Source organism: Bradyrhizobium sp. 164, assembly GCF_023073715.1.
Taxonomy (GTDB): Bacteria; Pseudomonadota; Alphaproteobacteria; order Rhizobiales; family Xanthobacteraceae; genus Bradyrhizobium.
Genome location: NZ_JADPKA010000026.1, coordinates 36425 through 56472, shown reverse-complemented (window position 1 = coordinate 56472; position 20048 = coordinate 36425). Strand labels below are relative to the sequence as shown.

Genomic DNA, 20048 nt, shown 5'->3' with positions numbered 1-20048 from the left:
TGTAAGACATGAAGGCTTACGTCTACGGTCTTGACGGCGCTACGATTTCCGACGTCGCTCAACCAAAGCCCAAGGGCACGCAGGTGCTGGTCCGCGTCCGCGCCTGTGCCCTGAACCGCGCCGATACCGGCATGCGCAAGGGTCATGCCCACGGCGCAGCCGGCGGCGTCGGCACCGTGCTCGGCATGGAATGGGCTGGCGAAGTCGCCGAGCTCGGGCCGGACGCGAAGGGCGTCAAGATCGGCGACCGCATCATGGGGTCGGGCAGTGCCGCATTTGCCGAATATACGCTGGCCGATCACGGCCGGCTGTTCCACGCGCCCTCGAACATGAATTTCGAGGAGGCGGCCACCCTCCCCGTCGCGCTCGCGACCATGCACAATGCCGTCGTCACCGTCGGCGGCGTGCAAGCGGGCCAGAGCGTGCTGATTCAGGGCGCGAGCTCCGGCGTCGGTCTGATGGCGCTGCAGATCGCCAGGCTCAAGGGCGCCAAGCTCGTAATCGGCTCGTCGACCGACGCCACTCGCCGCGGCCGGCTGAAGGAATACGGCGCCGATCTGGCCGTCGATAGCTCCGATCCGAAATGGGTCGACGAGGTCCTGAAAGCGACCGGCGGCGAAGGCGTCGATCTCATCGTCGACCAGGTCTCGGGCAAGGTCGCGAACCAGAATCTTGCCGCGACGAAGGTGAAGGGCCGCATCGTCAATGTCGGCCGGCTCGGCGGCACCCATGCCGACTTCAACTTCGACCTGCACGCCGCGCGCCGCATCGACTATGTCGGCGTCACCTTCCGCACCCGCACCATCGAGGAGGTCCGCGAGATCTTCGAGGAGGTGCGCAAGGACATCTGGGGCGCGGTCGAGTCGCGAAAACTGCAACTGCCGATCGACAAGGTGTTCACATTCGACGACATCGATCAGGCGTTCGCGCACATGGAGGCGAACAAGCATCTCGGGAAGATCGTCGTGACGGTGCCTTAACCGTCATTCCGGAGCGCTTGAAGAACCGAACCTGAAATCTCGAGATTCGGGTCTGGTCACCATCCCGGAATGACATCGCCGTCGCTCCTGCAAGTCACTTGCGACTACGGCTGTGGATCGTCGCTTGATGTTCACCCACGCCCTGCTAAATCCCCGCCATGATCTCCCAGCACAACAAGACCTCGGTCGCCGCGATCTCGATCTTCGCCAGCGGCGGCATGGCGGCGGCCAAATTCGTGGTCGGAATTGCGATCGGCTCGCTGGCGCTGATCTCCGAGGCCCTGCATTCCTCGATCGACCTGGTCGCGACCATCATCACCTGGGCGGTGGTGCGGGTGTCCGACAAGCCGGCCGACGAGGAGCACCATTATGGCCATGGCAAGCTCGAGAGCGTCTCGGCGCTGGGCGTCACCGCCCTGCTCTACGTGCTCGCCGGCGGCATCCTGGTCGAGGCCTATAGCCGGCTGCGGGAGGGAACCCCGCCGCCGACCATTTCGGCCGTGCCCTTTGTCGTGCTGGTGATCGACATCGCCGTCAATCTCTGGCGCGCCCGCGCGCTGCACCGCGCTGCGCGGGAGACCAGGAGCCAAGCGCTTGCCGCGGACGCACTGCATTTCGCCTCCGACGTGATGGGCTCATCTGCCGTGATCGTGGGTTTGATCCTCGCCGGACTCGGTTTCTGGTGGGGTGACGCGGCCGCGGCCGCCGCCGTCGCCGTGATGATCGCGGCTCTCGGCCTGCGCATGGCGGGCTCGACCGTGCAGACGCTGGTCGATCGCGCGCCGGAGGGCGCCCATGAGCAGGCCACGGCCGCGATCCGCAGCGTGCCCGGCGTGATCGACGTCGAGCGGCTGCGCGTGCGCATGGTCGGTGCAACCTATTTCATCGATACCATCGCAAAGGTGCCGCGGACCTATCCGATCGACCGCGTCGAGGACATCAAGCGCAATGCGCAAGCCGCCGTCAGCAGAGCGTTCGGCGACGCCGACCTCACCTTCACGGCTGTCCCCGTCGCGCGCAACAACGAGACCGTACGCGACCGCATCATGGTGATCGCGCGCAATTCCGGCCTCGCCATCCACCACGTCACGGTGCACGACCTCGGCGCCAAGCTGATCGTCGGCATCGACCTCGAGGTCGATGGCGAAATGCAGCTCGAGGCCGCCCACGATGTCGCCAACACGCTGGAGCGCAGCATCCAGGAGGAATTCGGCGAGGACGTCGAGGTCGACGTCCATATCGAGCCGCTGGAACCGGAACTGCCGTTCGGCGTCGACGCCCCCGCGGAGCGCGTGCAGGCCATTGCCGCCGCGTTGACCGAGCTTGCTGGCGAGGGCGAGATCCACGACATCCACAATGTGCGCGTCCGCAACACTGAGGCCGGCGAGATCGTCAACTTTCACTGCCGCGCCACTCCGTCGATGAGCGTGATCAAGGTGCACGAGCATGTCGACGCAATCGAGCGCGCATTGCGGCGCGCCTTCCCGAGCGTGAAGCGCGTGATCAGCCACGCCGAGCCCCCGCGTGCGTGACACACGTGCGAAGAGTCACACGTTCTCGTTTCGGACCCGTCGCGCACGTCACTTTACGGACAAGCGATGCGCAAACTGCGCGTTGGATAAGAATAATTTCGCGTTAAGGATTCGTTGACTCTCGACAGCCCGCGAAAACTGGATTCAAATCGGTGTGATTCGAAAGCGACGTGGGGCCGCTTTCGACACTCGTCGTAAGCAGGTTTTCAGGGGGCCGAAGGCATGGCGCGTGCAGACGCCGCGAACGCATGCGTTCAATCCGATTCGATCAAGGGATTGGCGCAATCGATCGCGAAACCTGCCTATCACCGGCTGCTGATCGCGGAGCCGGCGCTGCGCCGCGCCGTGCCGACGCTCATCATCGCCTTCCTGATCACGATCTGCCTCGGCGCGTTCGTGCAGGTCGTCGACCAGACGCGCCAGAAGCGGCTGGTGATCCGGCACGACATCTCGGCGCTCGCCGATTTGCTCGCCGAACGCATCGACCGCCTCACTTCCGTGCGACAGGAGCGGCTCAAGAACATCGAGAGCCTGCCGACGCTGCTGCCTGATCTCATTCCGTCCTGGGGCACGGCCTTGGGCCGCCACATCATTGTCGCCTCGACCGGCATCGACCGCCGCATCCTCGCCCGCGTACCGGTCGACAGCGACCCTTCCGGCAACGACCGCCTGCTCGACGCGATCACGACGGCGCAACTGCTCGCGGCGCCCCCGCGCGACGGCAACGTCGCCGACATGACGCTGCCGAACGGCAACGCCGCGATGGCGACCTCGCGCCAGATCAAGTCGCTGCCCGGCTTCGTCACGGTGATCCAGGAACGCGACGAGCCGATTTGGGGCTCGGATGCCGCGCTCTCGGTGACGCTGTCGGCGACCACCGGCTTCGTCGTCCTGATCCTGGGCTTTGCCTTTCACTGGCAGTCGACCCGCGCCCGCGAAGGCGACCTCATCAACGACGCCGTGCGCGGCCGCATCGACACCGCGCTCAATCGCGGCCGCTGCGGACTGTGGGACTGGGATCTGTCGCGCGGCCGGATCTTCTGGTCGCAGTCAATGTTCTCGATGCTCGGCCTCGACGGCCGCAACGAGCTCCTCACCTTCGGCGAGGTCAACGCGCTGGTGAAGTCCGACGATATTGATCTGTTCGAGATCGCCGATCAGCTCATCTCCGAGAAGATCGATCACATCGACCAGACCTTCCGCATGCAGCACGTCGACGGTCACTGGATCTGGCTCCGCGTCCGCTGCGAGAAGACGCGCGGGGCCACCGATTCCAGCGTGCACTTGATCGGGATCGCGGTCGACATCACCGAGCAGAAGAGCCTCGCCGAGAGAACGGTGGAAGCCGACCTTCGCCTGCGCGACGCGATCGAGACCATTCCGGAAGCCTTCGTGCTGTGGGACGCGAGCGATCGCCTCGTGCTCTGCAACTCGCACTTCCAGCGCCTGCACAAGCTGCCCGACACCGCCGTGATCCCCGGCACCTCCTACGAGACCGTGCTCGAAGTCGGCCGCATGCCGGAGGTGCGCACCCGCCATAACGAGACCGCGAGCCAGGGCCCGGGCGCGCGCACCTTCGAGGCACAACTCGACGACGGCAGCTGGCTGCACATCAGCGAGCGGCGCACCAAAGACGGCGGCTACGTCTCGGTCGGCACCGACATCACCCGCATCAAGGAGCACGAGCAGAAGCTGGTCGACAACGATTTGCGCCTGCGCGCCACCGTCATCGACCTCAAGCGCTCGCAGGCCGCGCTCGAACGCCAAGCGATCGAGCTCGCCGACCTGGCCGAAAAGTACCAGCGCGAGAAGACTCGCGCCGAGGAAGCCAACCAGACCAAGTCGAAATTCCTCGCCAATATGAGCCACGAGCTGCGCACGCCGCTCAACGCGATCATCGGCTTCTCCGAGATCATGGGCTCGGGCATGTTCGGCGACCTCGGTTCGGAGAAGTACCAGGAATACTGCCAGGACATCCTGACCAGCGGCCACTATTTGCTCGAGGTCATCAACGACATCCTCGACATGTCCAAGATCGAGGCCGGCCGCATGAAGCTCGACATGGAAGAGCTGGACCTGTCGCGGACGCTGGCGGAATCCCTGCGCGTCGTCACTGGCCGGGCACAGGACAAGCACCTGACGCTCGATGCCGACATCGCCAAATCCATCTCCGTCGTCGCCGACCGCCGCGCCACCAAGCAGATCATCGTCAACCTGTTGTCCAACGCGGTGAAGTTCACGCCCGACGGCGGACGCGTCGTGGTGCGCAGCCGGCAGCTCGACGACCGGATCGTGCTGATGATCGCCGACACCGGCATCGGGATCGCGCCGCATTCGCTGGCGCGGCTCGGCCGCCCCTTCGAGCAGGTCGAGAGCCAGCTCACCAAGACCTATCACGGCTCGGGACTGGGCCTCGCGATCGCCCGCTCGCTGGCGCAGCTCCACGGCGGTTCGATGCGGCTGCGTTCCAAAATCGATGTCGGCACGGTGGTGCGCGTGACGCTGCCGCGCGACGCCGTCAAGGCGGCGTCCGGGATATCGGCTGCAGCGTAAAGCCCTCAAGCATGATGGAGCCCGGTTCGGTCGGCGTTCGGAATCACCTCTCCCCGACGGGGAGAGGTCCGGGTGAGGGGCCGCGGCATCCAGTGAGACCAGATCCCCTCACCCGGACCGCATCTTCGATGCGATCCGACCTCTCCCTACGGGAGAGGTGATCTGGGCTCTCGCCTCGGTTCAAGCGAAGCACATTCCGCTTTAAGATTGCAGCGTCGGTGCGACCTCGCGCGCGACATTGACCAGCGCCGCGATTAGCGGCGTCATCGGATCGCGCTGCGGGATCACGAGGCCAATGCTGTAATTGACTTCGGGGTCGGCGATCGGGATCGAACGCACCGTGTCGGACAGGCCGAGCGTCTCGGCGAGCTTGGCCGGCATCACGCTCGCCCAGCGCCCGGTCTTGACGTGCGTGAACAGCACCAGCAGCGAGTTCGAGGTCAGCGTCGGTGTCGCCTCGGCACCGACCGAGCGCAGCGCGCGATCGATGATGCGGCGGTTCTGCATGTCGGGCGTGAGCAGGCACAGCGGCACCTGCCCGACCTCGGTCCAGGTCACCGTCTCGCGATCACCGAACATCGCATCGGGGGCAGTCAGGAGCCGGTAGCTCTCGTTGTAGAGCGGAATGGTACGCACCTTGCCGATCGGCTCGTTCTCGATATAGGTCAGCCCCGCATCCACCTCGAGATTTTCCAGCAGCCCCAGCACCTCGGACGAGGTGGTGGACTGGATGCGGAAGCGCACCTCGGGATGCCTGGCGCGGAACGGCGTCGTCAGCGCGGCGACCATGCCGAGCACGGTCGGGATCGCCGCGATGCGGATCTCGCCGGAGAGCTGATGCTTCAGCCCGTTGATCTCGTCGCGCATGGCGCGGGCATCGCCCACGATCCGCCGCGCCCAGTCCAGCGCCCGCTCGCCTTCCGGCGTAAAGCCCTGGAAGCGCGACCCGCGCTGGACCAGCATCACGCCGAGGATTTCCTCGAGCTGCTTGAGCCCGGTCGACATCGTCGGCTGCGTCACGCCGCAGACCTCCGCCGCGCGTCCGAAATGCCGCTCCTTCGCCAGCGCCAGCAATAGTTCAAGCTTGTCGATCAACCGGTCGTCCCCTCGAATTCTGTCGTGGCATGCAAGCTAGCACGCTCGCCCCCTTGCAACACGCAAAAACCGCCGAGCGGAATGCCCATAATTGCATTTTCGGATCGACCGATCGCCGGTGCCAATCGATCCGAATTCGCAATCGCAGCACGGGACAGCTTTATTGATCTTCGAGCGATTCCAAATAGTTTGCGATCAGAAACGCTCAAGTTGAGAACGAAGAATGACAGCGGTTTACGAGCCTTGCTACGAGCCTTGGGACGAGACGCGCGGCGCCGAGATCATCGCCGAACACGCTCGGCAGGAAGGCGCGACGCTCGTCATCCTGCATGCTCTTCAGGAGGCGTTCGGCTATGTGCCGGAGGCCGCCATTCCGATGGTGGCTCAGGCGCTGAATCTGTCACGCGCCGAAGTGCACGGCGTATTCACGTTCTATCATGATTTCCGGCACAAGCCGGCCGGCCGCCATGTGCTGAAGCTCTGCCGCGCCGAGGCCTGCCAGGCTGCGGGCGGCGATGCGCTCGCTGCGCGCGCCGAGGCGAAGCTCGGCGTGTCGCTCGGCAGCACCACCGCCGACGATCGCGTCACGCTGGAGCCGATCTACTGCCTCGGCCTGTGCGCGACTGCGCCGTCCGCGATGCTCGACGGGCGCCTGATCGGACGGCTCGATCAGAAGCGCCTCGATGCGCTGGTTGCGGAGGCGCAGCGATGAGCATGCGTCTATACGTCTCACGTGATGCCGGCGCGGTGGCCGTCGGCGCCGACGAGGTCGCGCTGGCGCTTGAGCAAGCCGCCGCCAGGCGGGGCGTTGCAATCGACATCGTTAGGACCGGCTCGCGCGGCCTGTACTGGCTGGAGCCGCTGGTCGAGGTGGCGACACCGCAGGGCCGCATCGCGTTCGGCCCCGTCACCGAAACCGACGTGCCCTCCCTGTTCGATGCGCTCGCCAGCAACACGCCGCATTTTCTACGGCTGGGGGCGATCGACGAGCTCCCCTGGCTGAAGCGCCAGACCCGCCTCACCTTCGCCCGCTGCGGCGTGATCGATCCGCGCTCGCTCGACGACTACCGCGCCCATGGCGGCTACAGGGGCCTGGAGCGCGCGCTCTCGCTCGGCACGGATGCGATCCTGAGCGAGGTCACCGCGTCCGGCCTGCGCGGCCGTGGCGGCGCGGGGTTTCCGACCGGCATCAAATGGAAGACGGTCGCGCAGGCCAAGGCCGACCGCAAATTCATCGTCTGCAACGCCGACGAGGGCGACAGCGGCACCTTCGCCGACCGCATGATCATGGAAGGTGATCCCTTCCTGGTGATCGAAGGCATGACGATTGCTGGCCTCACCGTCGGCGCGGCCAAAGGTTACATCTACATCCGCAGCGAATATCCGCACGCGGTCGAGGCGATGAACGCTGCCATTACGGCGGCGAAGCGCAGCGGCTATCTCGACAGCTATATCGGCGGCTCGAAGCAAGCCTTCGATCTCGAGGTGCGCGTCGGCGCCGGCGCCTATGTCTGCGGCGAGGAGACCTCACTGCTGGAGAGCCTCGAAGGCCGCCGCGGCCTCGTGCGCGCCAAGCCGCCTCTGCCGGCGCATCACGGCCTGTTCGGCAAGCCGACCGTCATCAACAACGTGCTGTCGTTCGCGGCCATCCCCTTCATCCTCGCTGAGGGTGCCAAGGCCTATGCGGATTTCGGCATGGGGCGTTCGCGCGGCACGATGCCGATCCAGCTCGCCGGCAACATCCGCCATGGCGGGCTGTTCGAGACCGCGTTTGGCGTGACGCTCGGCGAGCTCGTCGACGACGTCGGCGGCGGCACGTTCACCGGCCGTCCCGTTCGCGCGGTCCAGGTCGGCGGCCCGCTTGGCGCCTATTTTCCCCGCGCCCTGTTCGACACGCCGTTCGACTATGAGGCCTTCGCCGCGCGCGACGGCCTGATCGGCCATGGCGGCATCGTCGTGTTCGACGACAGCGTCGACATGCGCAGGCAGGCGCGCTTTGCCATGGAGTTCTGCGCGGTCGAATCCTGCGGCAAGTGCACGCCGTGCCGGATCGGCTCGACCCGGGGCGTCGAGACCATCGAGAAGATCATGCGGGGCGAGCGCGTCAGCGAGAACATCACGCTCGTCGAAGACCTCTGCAACACCATGAAATTCGGCTCGCTCTGCGCGCTCGGCGGCTTCACGCCCTATCCCGTGCTCAGCGCATTGAAGCACTTCCGGGAGGATTTCCTTCCGGCGCCGACCACGCTTCAGGCCGCGGAATAGGAGAACGACCATGTCTCTGATCGAAGAAATCGACTTCGGCACGCCGGCTTCCAAATCGGAAACGATGGTGACGCTGACCATCGACGGCAAGCAGATTTCGGTGCCCGAGGGCACCTCGATCATGCGCGCGGCGATGGAAGCCGGCCATCAGATTCCAAAGCTCTGCGCCACCGACATGGTCGACGCGTTCGGCTCCTGCCGGCTCTGCCTGGTCGATATCGAGGGGCGCGCCGGCACGCCGGCCTCCTGCACCACGCCCGCGACGAACGGCCTCGTCGTGCGGACCCAGACCGAGCGGCTGAAGCAGCTTCGCAAGGGCGTGATGGAGCTCTACATCTCCGACCATCCGCTCGACTGCCTCACCTGCGGCGCCAATGGCGATTGCGAATTGCAGGACATGGCCGGCGCCGTGGGCTTGCGCGACGTGCGCTACGGCTATGAGGGCGAGAATCATGTCTTTGCGAAGACGGATGGCTGCAGCAACGACAAATGGATGCCGAAGGACGAGTCCAACCCGTACTTCACCTACGATCCTTCCAAGTGCATCGTCTGCTCGCGTTGCGTCCGCGCCTGCGAGGAGGTGCAAGGAACCTTCGCGCTGACCATCTCCGGCCGCGGCTTCGACAGCCGTGTCTCCCCCGGCATGAACGAGAGCTTCCTCGGCTCCGAATGCGTCTCCTGCGGCGCCTGCGTCCAGGCCTGCCCGACCGCGACGCTGACGGAAAAATCCGTGATCGAGATCGGTCAGCCCGAGCACTCCGTCGTCACCACCTGCGCCTATTGCGGCGTCGGCTGCGCCTTCAAGGCCGAGATGCGCGGCGAAGAAGTGGTGCGCATGGTGCCCTACAAGGACGGCAAGGCCAATCGCGGCCATTCCTGCGTCAAGGGCCGCTTCGCCTGGGGCTACACCAACCACAAGGAACGCATCCTTAAACCCATGATCCGCGAGCGGATCGAGGATCCCTGGCGCGAGGTGTCGTGGAACGAGGCGTTCTCGTTTGCCGCCGCCAGGATGCGGAGCATTCAGAAGAAATACGGCCGCGACGCCATCGGCGGCATCACCTCGTCCCGCTGCACCAATGAAGAAACCTATCTGGTGCAGAAGCTGATCCGCGCCGGCTTCGGCAACAACAATGTCGACACCTGCGCCCGCGTCTGCCATTCGCCGACCGGCTACGGTCTCGCCACCACCTTCGGCACCTCTGCCGGCACGCAAGACTTCGACTCGGTGGAGGACACCGATGTCGTGCTCATCATCGGCGCCAATCCTGCCTCGGCGCACCCGGTATTCGCCTCGCGACTGAAGAAGCGGCTGCGCCAGGGTGCCAAGCTGATCGTGATCGATCCGCGCCGCACCGAGATGGTGGAATCGCCGCACGTGAAGGCGCTCCACTTGCCCCTGATGCCCGGCACCAACGTCGCTGTGATGACGGCGCTGGCGCATGTCATCGTCACCGAAGGGCTCGTCAACGAAGCCTTCGTGCGCGAGCGCTGCGACTGGAGCGAGTTCGAGGAATGGGCCGCCTTCGTCGCCCAGCCCAAGAACAGCCCGGAAGCCACCGCCATCCTCACCGGTGTCGATCCCAGGGCGCTGCGCGAAGCGGCCCGCATCTACGCGACCGGCGGCAACGGCGCCATCTATTACGGCCTCGGCGTCACCGAGCACAGCCAGGGCTCGACCACCGTGATCGCGATCGCCAACCTCGCGATGGCGACCGGCAATATCGGCCGTCCCGGCGTCGGCGTGAACCCGCTGCGTGGCCAGAACAACGTGCAAGGCTCTTGCGACATGGGCTCGTTCCCGCACGAGCTGCCCGGCTACCGCCATATCTCGAGCGACGCGGTGCGCGACCAGTTCGAGGCGCTGTGGAACGTCAAGCTCAACCCGGAGCCTGGCCTTCGCATTCCCAACATGTTCGATGCCGCGGTCGAAGGCACGTTCATGGGGATCTACGTGCAGGGCGAGGACATCCTCCAGTCCGATCCCAATACCTCGCACGTGGTGGCGGCGCTGTCGGCGATGGAATGCGTCATCGTCCACGATCTCTTCCTCAACGAGACGGCAAACTACGCCCACGTCTTCCTGCCCGGATCGAGCTTCCTCGAGAAGGACGGCACCTTCACAAATGCCGAGCGCCGCATCCAGCGCGTGCGCAAGGTGATGACGCCGAAGAACGGTCTTGCCGACTGGGAGGTCACCATCGGCCTCGCCAAGGCCATGGGCTTCGAGATGAACTACAGCCATCCCTCCGAGATCATGGACGAGATCGCGGCGCTGACGCCGACCTTTGCCGGCGTCTCCTACGCCAAGTTAGATGAGCTCGGCTCGGTGCAGTGGCCCTGCAACGAGAGGGCGCCGGAGGGCACGCCGGTGATGCATATCGACGGCTTCGTCCGGGGCAAGGGCAAATTCGTCGTCACCGAGTATGTCGCGACCGACGAGCGCACCGGCCCGCGCTATCCCCTGCTGCTCACGACAGGGCGCATCCTCAGCCAGTACAATGTCGGCGCTCAGACCCGGCGCACCGACAACGTGGTCTGGCACGCCGAGGATCGGCTCGAGATTCATCCGCACGATGCCGAGCAGCGCGGCGTTCGCGACGGCGACTGGGTGCGGCTGAAGAGCCGCGCCGGCGAGACCACACTACGCGCCGAGATCACCGATCGCGTCGCGCCCGGCGTCGTCTACACCACCTTCCATCATCCGGACACGCAGGCCAACGTGATCACGACCGACTATTCGGACTGGGCTACCAACTGTCCCGAATACAAGGTTACGGCGGTGCAGGTCTCGCCGTCGAACGGACCGTCCGACTGGCAGAAGGCCTATGACGCGCAGGCGCGGCAGTCCCGCCGCATCGTGCCGGCCGAGGCCGCGGAGTAATGGCATGCACGTAGCGGTCCAGGCTATCGATCGTGAAATCTGGCGCAACGGGACGGCCTCTGAAGGCGCGCGGCTGATCCCGGAGGAGACGCCGCTGGCGCTGACCTATAATGGCGGCACCTACGCCGTCATGATGGGGACGCCGCAGAACCTCGAGGACTTCGCCGTCGGCTTCACCGTGAGCGAAGGCATCGTCGGATCGGCCGACGAGATCCGATCGCTCGAAATCGTCCGCCTCGACGACGGCATCGAGCTGCGCATGTGGCTGGCGCCGAAACATGCCGCGCGCATCAACGAGCGTCGTCGCCACATCGCAGGTCCGACCGGCTGCGGCATCTGCGGCATCGAGTCCATTGCCGAGGCGGTGCGGCCGGCGGCCGTGGTGCCGCAGGGGCAGAGCTTCACGGCCGCAGAGGTCATGACGGCGATGCAGGCCATCGCGCCGCTACAATCGATCAATTTACAGACCCGGGCCGTACACGCCGCCGCGTTCTGGTCCCCTACCGGCAACATCGTCGCGCTGCGCGAGGACGTCGGCCGCCACAATGCGCTCGACAAGCTTGCCGGTGCCCTGGCACGCAGCCGCACCAATGCGCGCGGCGGCATAGTGCTGCTCACGAGCCGCGTCTCGGTGGAGATGGTGCAGAAGACAGCCGCGATCGGCGCCCCCATGATGGTTGCCGTGTCGGCGCCGACCGCGCTCGCGGTGCGCACGGCGGAAGCCGCCGGCATCACGCTGATTGCCATTGCCCGCCAAGACGGCTTCGAAGTGTTTTCGCATGGTGACCGGGTCGTCGCCCGCCATGCCAGGGAGGTTGCCGATGTCGCCTGACCGTCTGATCTACATGGCCAACCAGATCGGCACATTCTTCCAGAGTCAAGGCCACGACAGGGCCGTGCCGGGCATCGCCGAGCACATCAAGAAGTTCTGGGATCCCCGTATGAAACGCGCGATCTTCGCCCATCTCGATGCGGGCGGCGCCGACCTTGCGCCTGATGTCCGCGAGGCCCTCACCTCGCTGAAGCAGACGACGACCCTTCCAGCAGCGCCCTGAACACGCGCCGCACCTCGCTCTGCGTCTCCTTCACTCGCGCCTGCAGCGACGAGAAATCCGGCGCATCGCCGGCGCGTGCCATCACACGGAAGAGGTCGGTGCCCGCCGTCTCCGGCTTGAAGCGATCGCTGACGCAGAGCCGCAAGATCTGCGTCAGGTCGTGATAGAGCCGGGCCGCGGCACGCAATATCTCGGTTTCAGACTGCGCGAGCACGCCGAGCCTGCATGCATTTTCCAACACCTGCATGGTGCTGACGTCGAGGATCTCCGGCTTGTCGTGGGCGTGCACGAGCTGGAGATATTGCGCGATGAAATCGATGTCGACCATACCGCCGGCGGCATGTTTGAGATCCCAGCAATCGGCCTCGCCCTTCTCCTGGGCGATGGCGCGCCGCATGTCGGCAACGTCGTTGGCGGTGATGGCGGGATCGCGGCGTCGGGTCAAGACGTCGCGGATGACGCGCTCGATTCGTTCCCGGAATTCGGGCGAGGCCGACACCACGCGCGCGCGTGTCAGCGCCATGTGCTCCCAGGTCCAGGCCTCGTTCGCCTGGTAGTCCGCGAACGAAACCAGGCTCGAGGCCACGGGACCGGCGCGTCCCGACGGACGCAGCCGCATGTCGATCTCATAGAGCACGCCGTAATTGGTGCGCGTCGTGAAGGCGCTGATCAGACGCTGGGTAAAGCGGGCGAAATAGTGGGCACCTTGCAGCGATCTCGCACCATCGGAGTCCGGATTGTCGCTGTCGAAATCGTAGAGCAGGATCAGGTCGAGATCGGACGACGCCGTCATCTCGCGGCTGCCGAGCCGGCCCATCGCGATGATCGCGGTCTGCTGATCCCTAATGCGGCCATGCTGGGCGGCAAAGCGCTCGGCAACGAGGCCATGCACGGTGTGGACGATGCCCTCGGCGACGTCCGCAAAAGCGGTACTCGCCTGCTGCGCCGAGACCGTGCCGGACAGGATACGCGTACCGATCAGGAACAGGCTCTCCTGTCCGAACAGGCGCAGGCGATCGAGGAACTCTTCATAGGAGCCCGCGTCCTGCACGGTCGCAGCTAACCGTCCCGACAATTCCTGCCTGTCCGGCATGGCGCCGAAGAAGCGCGGATCGATCAGGCCGTCCATGAGCTGCGGCTGCCGCGCCAGCATCTCGCCGAGCCGGGGCGCCGCGCCTAGCACCAGCGCCACCAGTGCGACCAGATCGCGGTTCTGGCCGAGCAGCGTGATCAGCCGGCCGCCGCGCTGAAGCGCGCCGAGGAAATGATCGAACGCCACGACCGCGCGGTCCGGCTCCTCGGCATGGGCAAGACCGTCGATCAGGGCCGGCACGAATTCGACGAACGCGTTGCGCGTCGCCTCATTGCGGAACACGCGATAGTCGCCGGTGATCCAGTCGCGCACGGTCTGCGCGACGGCGGCCGGCTTCTTGAAGCCGAGCGCCGCAATGTGCTGGAGCAGGCGCGGATCGTCGGGACCGGCACTGTAGTCGAGCGCCGGCAGTTTGGCCGTCCCGGTCGGATCATCGCCCTCGAACAGTTTTTCATAGTGCCCCTGGACGATCTGGAGCTGGTGCAACAGGTCGCGCGCAAAGGCCTCCCGATCCGGGTAGCCGAAGAACCAGGCGAAGCGCTCGACCGCCTCCTTGTCCTCGGGCAGTGTATGGGTCTGCTCGTCGGCGATCATCTGGAGGCGATGCTCGACCCGGCGCAGAAATTCGTAGGCCGTGGTCAGCTCGTCGCGCGCCGCGAACGTGATCCAGTTGCTGGAGGCGAGCACGTCGAGCGCATTGAGCGTCGGCCGCACCCGCAATTCCGGATGGCGGCCGCCCGCAATCAACTGCTGCGTCTGCGCGAAGAACTCGATCTCGCGGATGCCGCCGCGCCCGACCTTGACATTATGGCCCTCGACCGCGACCTCGCTCTGACCGCGATAGGTCTGCATCTGTCGCTTCATTTCGTGCACGTCGGCAAGCGCGGCGAAGTCGAGATGCTTGCGCCAGACGAAGGGCGCGATCTCTGCCAAAAGCGCTTCACCCGCGCGGGGATCGCCGGCGCAGGCGCGCGCCTTGATCATCGCGGCGCGCTCCCAGGTGCGCCCTTCCCGCTCGTAATAGTTCAGCGCGGCATCGCGGGAGATCGCCACCTGGGTCGAGGACGGATCGGGCCGCAGCCGCAGATCGACGCGGAACACGTAACCGTCATAGGTGCGCTGCTGGAGAATGCGCGCCATGCCTTGCGTCACGCGCACGAAGAACGGCTGCGGTTCCATATCGGGCGCGAGCGTCGTCGCATCGGGATCGAAGAACACGATGAGATCGATGTCGCTTGAATAGTTCAGCTCCCCCGCGCCCATCTTGCCCATCGCGAGCACAATCAGCCCGCAGCCTTCTTCGGGCGCCTCGGGATCGGGCGGTGAGAGCTTGCCGCGTGCAGCTTCCTGCCGCAGCAAGTACTGCAGCGCCGCCTGCACCGAGAACACCGCGATATCCGTCAGCGCCGCCGTCACCCGCATCACCGGCCAGACGCCGCCGATGTCGCACAGCGCGATCAGCAGCGCCGCCTCCGCCTTCATCCGGCGAAGCAGGCGCATCACCTCGGCTTCATCCGGCGCCGCGAGCACGGCGCCCCTCGCCTCCGCCATCAGCGCCCCAAGATGCACCTCCGGATCGCATTCGAGCAACCGGATCAGGCGCAGGGGATCGGCGCGAATCAGATCGAACAGATAGGACGAGAATTGCGCGATGCCGGTCAGAATATCCCGCGCAAAGGGACGGACCAGCAGGGATTCGAGACGGGTCGATTGCACCGGCTCGAGCTCGGCCAGCCAATTTTCGAAGCGTCTTTGGTCGGTTGTGGAAGCGGCAACATAGGGAGCCTCGGCGAAGCGTGCCGCGAGGCTCTCACCATGTTTGTCCGCGTTTCCCGGCGCGGAGTGGTTCATGCCACCTTCTGTGGCACATCCGGTATTGGCGGAGCAACCCTGTCGCCGGCGCCCGCGCGCGCCGGCAGCACCAGCGTGGCAACGAGACCGGGATGGGCATCGCCTAGGCGCAACTCACCGCCATGCAATGTCGCAACGGCCGAGGCGAGGCTGAGGCCGAGGCCGGAGCCCGGCAGCGTGCGGCTGGCCTCCAGCCGCACGAATCGCTCGACGACGTGCTTGCGATCCGCTTCGGGGATCCCCGGACCACGGTCGGTGACGCTGAGCAGCACCTGGTCGCCATCGCGCCTCGCCTCGATCGTGATTTGCCTCACGTCCATGCTGACCACGGTTCCCGCGGTCTGCGCCGCCGGCTTGCCGTATTTGATCGCGTTCTCGACGAGATTGGCGAGCGCCTGGCTGATCAGTTCGCGATTGGCGTGAACCGGCGCCGGCTCGCATTTGACCTTCAGGGTCATGCCGTCATCCTCAGCCAGCGGCTCGTAGAGCTCGTGGATGCCGTTCGCGACCTCGGCAGCGTCGAAATCGTCCATGTTGCCGCGCGCCTGCCCGGATTCGGCACGCGCGATCATCAGAAGCGCGTTGAAGGTGCGGATCAGCCCGTCGGATTCCTCGATGGTGCGCTCCAGCGCTGCACGGTAGTCCGCCTCGCAGCCCGATTTCGCCAGCGCCTCTTCGGCGCGGTTGCGCAAGCGCGTCAGCGGCGTCTTGAGGTCGTGGGCGATGTTGTCGGAGACTTCCTTCAGCCCAGCCATCAGCGCCTCGATCCGCTCCAGCATGGCGTTGAGGTTTTCGGCGAGACGGTCGAGCTCGTCGCCGCTGCGCCCCACAGGCAGGCGCTCGCTGAGATCACCAGTCATGATCCGCTGCGCAGTGCCGGTCATGGCATCGATGCGCCTCAGCACGCGGCGCGCGACGAAGACGCCGCCGCCGAGGCCGAGCACCACGACGATCAGGATCGACCATTGCGCCGCCTTCGCGACGATGCCGAACAGGCGCCGCCGCTCGTCGAGATCGCGGCCGATCAGAAGCCGGAAGCCGTTCTCCAGCTCCGTGACGCGCACCAGCGCGCGATGATCGCGTTCGTCAGCATCCTCGATCCGCCGATAGGCTGTCTCGGACCAGCCGCGCGTCGCCATCACGCCGGGCGCGAGCGAGCCGACATTGCCGGCGATCGCCTGCCCAGTCGGCGTAGTCACCAGATAGAGGTTTGCGCCCGGCCGCAGCGCCCGGTACTCGATCGCGAGCACGAGGCCCCGCAGGCCGCGGCGGCCGTAGATCTCGTTGATCTCCGAGGTCTCGGAATTCACCGTCTGCGTGATCTCCTCGGTGATCAGCCGCCGCGTATTCCAGGCGAAATAGGCGAGCAGCGAAGCCGCGAACATCGCGAACAGCAGCAGATAGACCAGCGTCAGCCGGAATGCCGTGGTGCGGACGAGTTTACCGAATGCCGTCACGGATCATGTATCCGGCGCCGCGGATCGTATGCAGCAGCGGGCGCTCGAAGCCCTTGTCAATCTTGGAGCGCAGCCGCGAAATGTGCACGTCGATCACGTTGGTCTGCGGATCAAAATGATAGTCCCAGACGTTCTCGAGCAGCATGGTGCGCGTCACCACCTGGCCGGCGTGCTTCATGAGGTATTCGAGCAGGCGGAATTCGCGCGGCTGGAGCGTCAGCTCGTCCTTGCCGCGGGCGACGCGGTGGGACAGCCGGTCGAGCTCGAGATCGCCGACGCGGTAGAGCGTGTCCTCGGCGGGCCCGCCGCGGCGGCGCGACAGCACCTCAACGCGGGCGAGCAGTTCGGCGAACGAATAAGGCTTTGGCAGATAATCGTCGCCGCCGGCGCGCAGGCCCTTGATGCGGTCGTCGACCTGTCCGAGCGCGGAGAGAATCAGCACCGGCGTGGTGTTGCCCTTGTCGCGCAGCGCGCCGATCAGCGACAGGCCGTCGCGCTTGGGCAGCATGCGGTCGACCACCAGCACGTCGTAATCGCCGTTCTCGGCCATGGCGAGACCTTCCTCGCCGTCGGCGGCATGATCGGCAATGTGTCCGACTTCGCGAAACGCCTTCACGAGATAGTCGGCGGATTCGCGGTCGTCTTCGATGATGAGGAGGCGCATCGTGCGTTCGGCGGCAGTCAAGGGAGTGAACCTTCTCTAAACATGGCGCGAGCGGCAATCGCATGCAAGCCGAGCGGAACGATCTCGGATCGGGGAAAAGGCGGGCGGTGAAGCTGGGGGGACTTCACCGCCCTAGGCCTTCCGACGGAGGGGGGCGTAATTCCACCGGAAGGTAGACAGGGGAAGCAAACGTTGCGCTGCTCCCCCGAAGGGCGCCGTCGGCGGGGGCGACTGATGCCGGCGACACCCTTCATCTCGTAAGCCTCCTGAGGCCTCAGCCCTTGGCGATGGACACGGCGACGAAGCGCGACTGCCCGCCGCTCTTCACGCGCATCAGGACGCTGTTCTTGTTATCGGTCCGCGCCGTGTTGATGGCATCGCGGACTTCGGCGGCGGTGCTGACGCTCTTGCCCCCGACTTCAAGAATCACGTCGCCTTCCTTGAAGCCGCGTTCGGCCGCGGCGCTCTTCGGATCGACTTCGGTGACCACGACGCCTTCCTTGCCGGCGCCGGCCACGGAATTGGCTGGAGCAACGGTCATGCCGAGCTTGGGCACGTCGGTGCCGCGGCTCGCACCCTTGCCACTGTCATTGTCGGTGTCGGCTTTGGCCTCGACCGTGTTCGGCAGCTGGCCGAGGGTGAGATTGACGACCTTGTCCTGGCCCTTGTGCAGCACGTTGAGCTTCACCGAGGCGCCGGGCGCCATGCCGCCGATGGTGCGAGCAAGCTCACGAGCGTCCTTGACGGGCTCGCCATTGACCGCGGTGATCACGTCGCCGGACTCGATGCCGGCCTTCGCCGCCGGACCGTTCGCCTGCGGCTCCGCGACCAGCGCGCCTTCGGCCTTCTTCATGCCGAGGCTGTCGGCGATGTCAGACGTCACCGGCTGGATCTGCACGCCGATCCAGCCGCGGCTGACCGAACCCTTGTCCTTGAGCTGGGCCACCACGCTCTTCACGGTGTTGGCGGGAATCGAGAAGGCGATGCCGACGCTACCGCCGGAGGGCGAGTAGATCGCGGTGTTGACGCCCATCACCTCCCCCTCGGTGTTAAAGGCCGGACCGCCGGAATTGCCCTTGTTCACGGGCGCGTCGATCTGGATAAAATCGTCATAGGGGCCATTGCCGATGTCGCGGCCGCTGGCCGAGACGATGCCGGCAGTCACGGTGCCGCCGAGGCCGAAGGGATTGCCGACCGCGAGCACCCAGTCGCCGATCCGCGGCTTGCCGTCGGCGAGCTTGGCGAACGGGAAATTCGAGCTGCCCTCGACCTTGATCAAGGCGAGGTCGGTGCGCTGGTCGGTGCCGATGACCTTGGCGGTATAGGTCTTGCCGTCGTCGGTGGTGACCTCGACCTTGTCGGCGCCGTCGACCACGTGATTGTTGGTCACGGCATAGCCATCGGGCGAGATGAAGAAGCCGGAGCCCTGGCCCTGAACGACGCGGCCACGGCCGCCCTTCAGGCCCGGGAAACCATCCGGACCACCGAAGCGGCGGAAGAAGCGCTCCATGGGCGAGCCCGGCTGGAACGGCGAGGAGGAATCGTCGCCGTCATCGTTGCTCGCGGTCTTCTCCTTGATGTTGACCTTCACCGAGATCACCGACGGCTTCACGCGCTCGACGATGTCGGCAAAGCCGATCGGACGCTCGACCTTCCGAACCTCTTGATTGACCTGCGCATGCGCCGGGCTGGAGAACAGGTCGGCCGGCGAGGTCGACGGGCTCAAGCCATAGACGCCCGCGCCGAGGCCGGCGATGACCGAGGCCATCAGCGCGATCTTGCGCGCGGAGAATACCGACCGGCGCGGCTGCCGGTAGGACGGGAGGTGCGAGAGGTCGGAACGGTCGGTCATGCAGAGATCTCCAGGGCCTTGAATTTCTTTTGGTGCCGGATGCCAGCACCTTACGGACCTGAACATGGGGGCTCCCGCCTTACCGCGCGCTGGCGGCAGGGTTAAACTTTCGTAATGAAGGCAGCGGCGATGCGGCAGTTTAACGCAGGCTAAAAGTTCTGGTCCTACAGGAACTTAGTCGGGTTCCGGTGAAACGCATCAGAACAGCTTTTGGCGACCTAGATTGCTCCGCAGCGGCACCCCTTAAGGCCGTTGGACTTGGGATTCTAAGCCGCGCCACGCTATTGCGACTTCGCATCGTCCGACATCAATCCCGCGAGCCGCGCCTCTTCCTCGGGCGTGAGCGGCGGTGCTGGCAGATCTGCACCGCTCCGCGCGCGGCGCCGGATTTGCAGCCATAGCGCCAGGCCGCCGCCAGCCAACAGAAGCGGCGCGAGCAGCCATAGCAGCAGGGTCTGGCGTTCGAAACGCGGCTTCAGCAGCACGAACTCGCCATAGCGCGCGACCAGGAAGTCGAGCACCTGCGAATTGCTGTCGCCGGCGGCAATCCGCTCGCGCACCAGCAGCCGCAAATCGCGCGCCAGCGGCGCGTCGGAATCGTCGATCGACTGGTTCTGGCAGACCATGCAGCGCAGCTCGCGCGACAGTTCGCGCGCACGCGCCTCCTTGACGGGATCCGACATGATCTCGTCGGGCTGCACGGCATGCGCCGCAGGCGAGGCCAGCAGCATTAGCGCGACGATCACGAACCACATCCGGCGCATCGG

14 protein-coding genes are annotated in these 20048 nt (G+C 65.8%); 8 read left to right on the top strand and 6 right to left on the bottom strand.

Annotation, left to right across the window (positions count from 1 at the left end; all coding sequences use genetic code 11):
* The first annotated feature begins 8 nt into the window (after positions 1-8).
* From IVB01_RS08295 to IVB01_RS08285, 3 genes are all read left to right on the top strand, one after another.
* The gene (locus tag IVB01_RS08295; RefSeq protein ID WP_247415438.1) at positions 9-980 is read left to right on the top strand and encodes a zinc-binding dehydrogenase; all 972 of its coding nucleotides are present in this window, start codon (positions 9-11) and stop codon (positions 978-980) included.
* A gap of 158 nt (positions 981-1138) precedes the next feature.
* A complete protein-coding gene (locus tag IVB01_RS08290; RefSeq protein ID WP_247275841.1) occupies positions 1139-2512 on the top strand; it encodes a cation-efflux pump in 1374 nt (457 codons plus the stop codon).
* Between the two features lie 222 nt (positions 2513-2734).
* On the top strand, positions 2735-5065 hold the full coding sequence (locus IVB01_RS08285) for a PAS domain-containing sensor histidine kinase (protein ID WP_247275842.1): 2331 nt from the start codon (positions 2735-2737) through the stop codon (positions 5063-5065).
* A 201-nt stretch (positions 5066-5266) separates the two neighbouring features.
* Here IVB01_RS08285 and IVB01_RS08280 read toward each other — a convergent pair whose 3' ends face one another.
* The gene (locus tag IVB01_RS08280) at positions 5267-6160 is read right to left on the bottom strand and encodes a LysR family transcriptional regulator (RefSeq protein ID WP_247275843.1); all 894 of its coding nucleotides are present in this window, start codon (positions 6158-6160) and stop codon (positions 5267-5269) included.
* A 223-nt stretch (positions 6161-6383) separates the two neighbouring features.
* Here IVB01_RS08280 and IVB01_RS08275 point away from each other — a divergent pair, with 223 nt between their 5' ends.
* From IVB01_RS08275 to IVB01_RS08255, 5 genes are read left to right on the top strand one after another with little or no spacing between them, the layout of a single operon-like run.
* Positions 6384-6872, top strand: coding sequence for a formate dehydrogenase subunit gamma (locus IVB01_RS08275; protein ID WP_247275844.1), 489 nt, complete (start codon positions 6384-6386; stop codon positions 6870-6872).
* The gene (locus IVB01_RS08270; protein WP_247275845.1) at positions 6869-8425 is read left to right on the top strand and encodes an NADH-quinone oxidoreductase subunit NuoF; all 1557 of its coding nucleotides are present in this window, start codon (positions 6869-6871) and stop codon (positions 8423-8425) included. Before IVB01_RS08275 ends, IVB01_RS08270 begins: the two co-directional genes overlap by 4 nt.
* A 10-nt stretch (positions 8426-8435) precedes the next feature.
* A complete protein-coding gene (gene fdhF, locus IVB01_RS08265) occupies positions 8436-11309 on the top strand; it encodes a formate dehydrogenase subunit alpha (protein WP_247494410.1) in 2874 nt (957 codons plus the stop codon).
* A gap of 4 nt (positions 11310-11313) precedes the next feature.
* Positions 11314-12141, top strand: a complete 828-nt coding sequence (gene fdhD, locus IVB01_RS08260; RefSeq protein ID WP_247275847.1) for a formate dehydrogenase accessory sulfurtransferase FdhD — start codon at positions 11314-11316, stop codon at positions 12139-12141.
* Complete coding sequence (locus IVB01_RS08255) at positions 12131-12364, top strand: formate dehydrogenase subunit delta (RefSeq protein ID WP_247415445.1); 234 nt, start codon at positions 12131-12133, stop codon at positions 12362-12364. The genes fdhD and IVB01_RS08255 overlap by 11 nt, the downstream gene beginning before the upstream one ends.
* Here IVB01_RS08255 and IVB01_RS08250 read toward each other — a convergent pair.
* The 5 genes from IVB01_RS08250 to IVB01_RS08230 all read right to left on the bottom strand — a co-directional run bounded on the left by IVB01_RS08250 (position 12321) and on the right by IVB01_RS08230 (position 20045).
* Entirely contained in the window at positions 12321-15308 is a 2988-nt protein-coding gene (locus IVB01_RS08250) for a bifunctional [glutamine synthetase] adenylyltransferase/[glutamine synthetase]-adenylyl-L-tyrosine phosphorylase (RefSeq protein ID WP_247275849.1), read from the bottom strand. The two genes, IVB01_RS08255 and IVB01_RS08250, sit on opposite strands and share 44 nt — an antisense overlap.
* A complete protein-coding gene (locus IVB01_RS08245; protein ID WP_247275850.1) occupies positions 15305-16765 on the bottom strand; it encodes an ATP-binding protein in 1461 nt (486 codons plus the stop codon). Before IVB01_RS08245 ends, IVB01_RS08250 begins: the two co-directional genes overlap by 4 nt.
* Positions 16749-17429, bottom strand: coding sequence for a response regulator transcription factor (locus tag IVB01_RS08240; protein WP_247275851.1), 681 nt, complete (start codon positions 17427-17429; stop codon positions 16749-16751). Before IVB01_RS08240 ends, IVB01_RS08245 begins: the two co-directional genes overlap by 17 nt.
* Positions 17430-17703: 274 nt before the next feature.
* Positions 17704-19281 carry a Do family serine endopeptidase gene (locus tag IVB01_RS08235; protein ID WP_247494409.1) on the bottom strand — a complete coding sequence of 526 codons (1578 nt, stop codon included), beginning with the start codon at positions 19279-19281 and terminating at the stop codon, positions 17704-17706.
* Positions 19282-19562: 281 nt separating this feature from the next.
* The gene (locus tag IVB01_RS08230) at positions 19563-20045 is read right to left on the bottom strand and encodes a cytochrome c-type biogenesis protein (RefSeq protein ID WP_247275853.1); all 483 of its coding nucleotides are present in this window, start codon (positions 20043-20045) and stop codon (positions 19563-19565) included.
* Positions 20046-20048 lie beyond the last annotated feature (3 nt).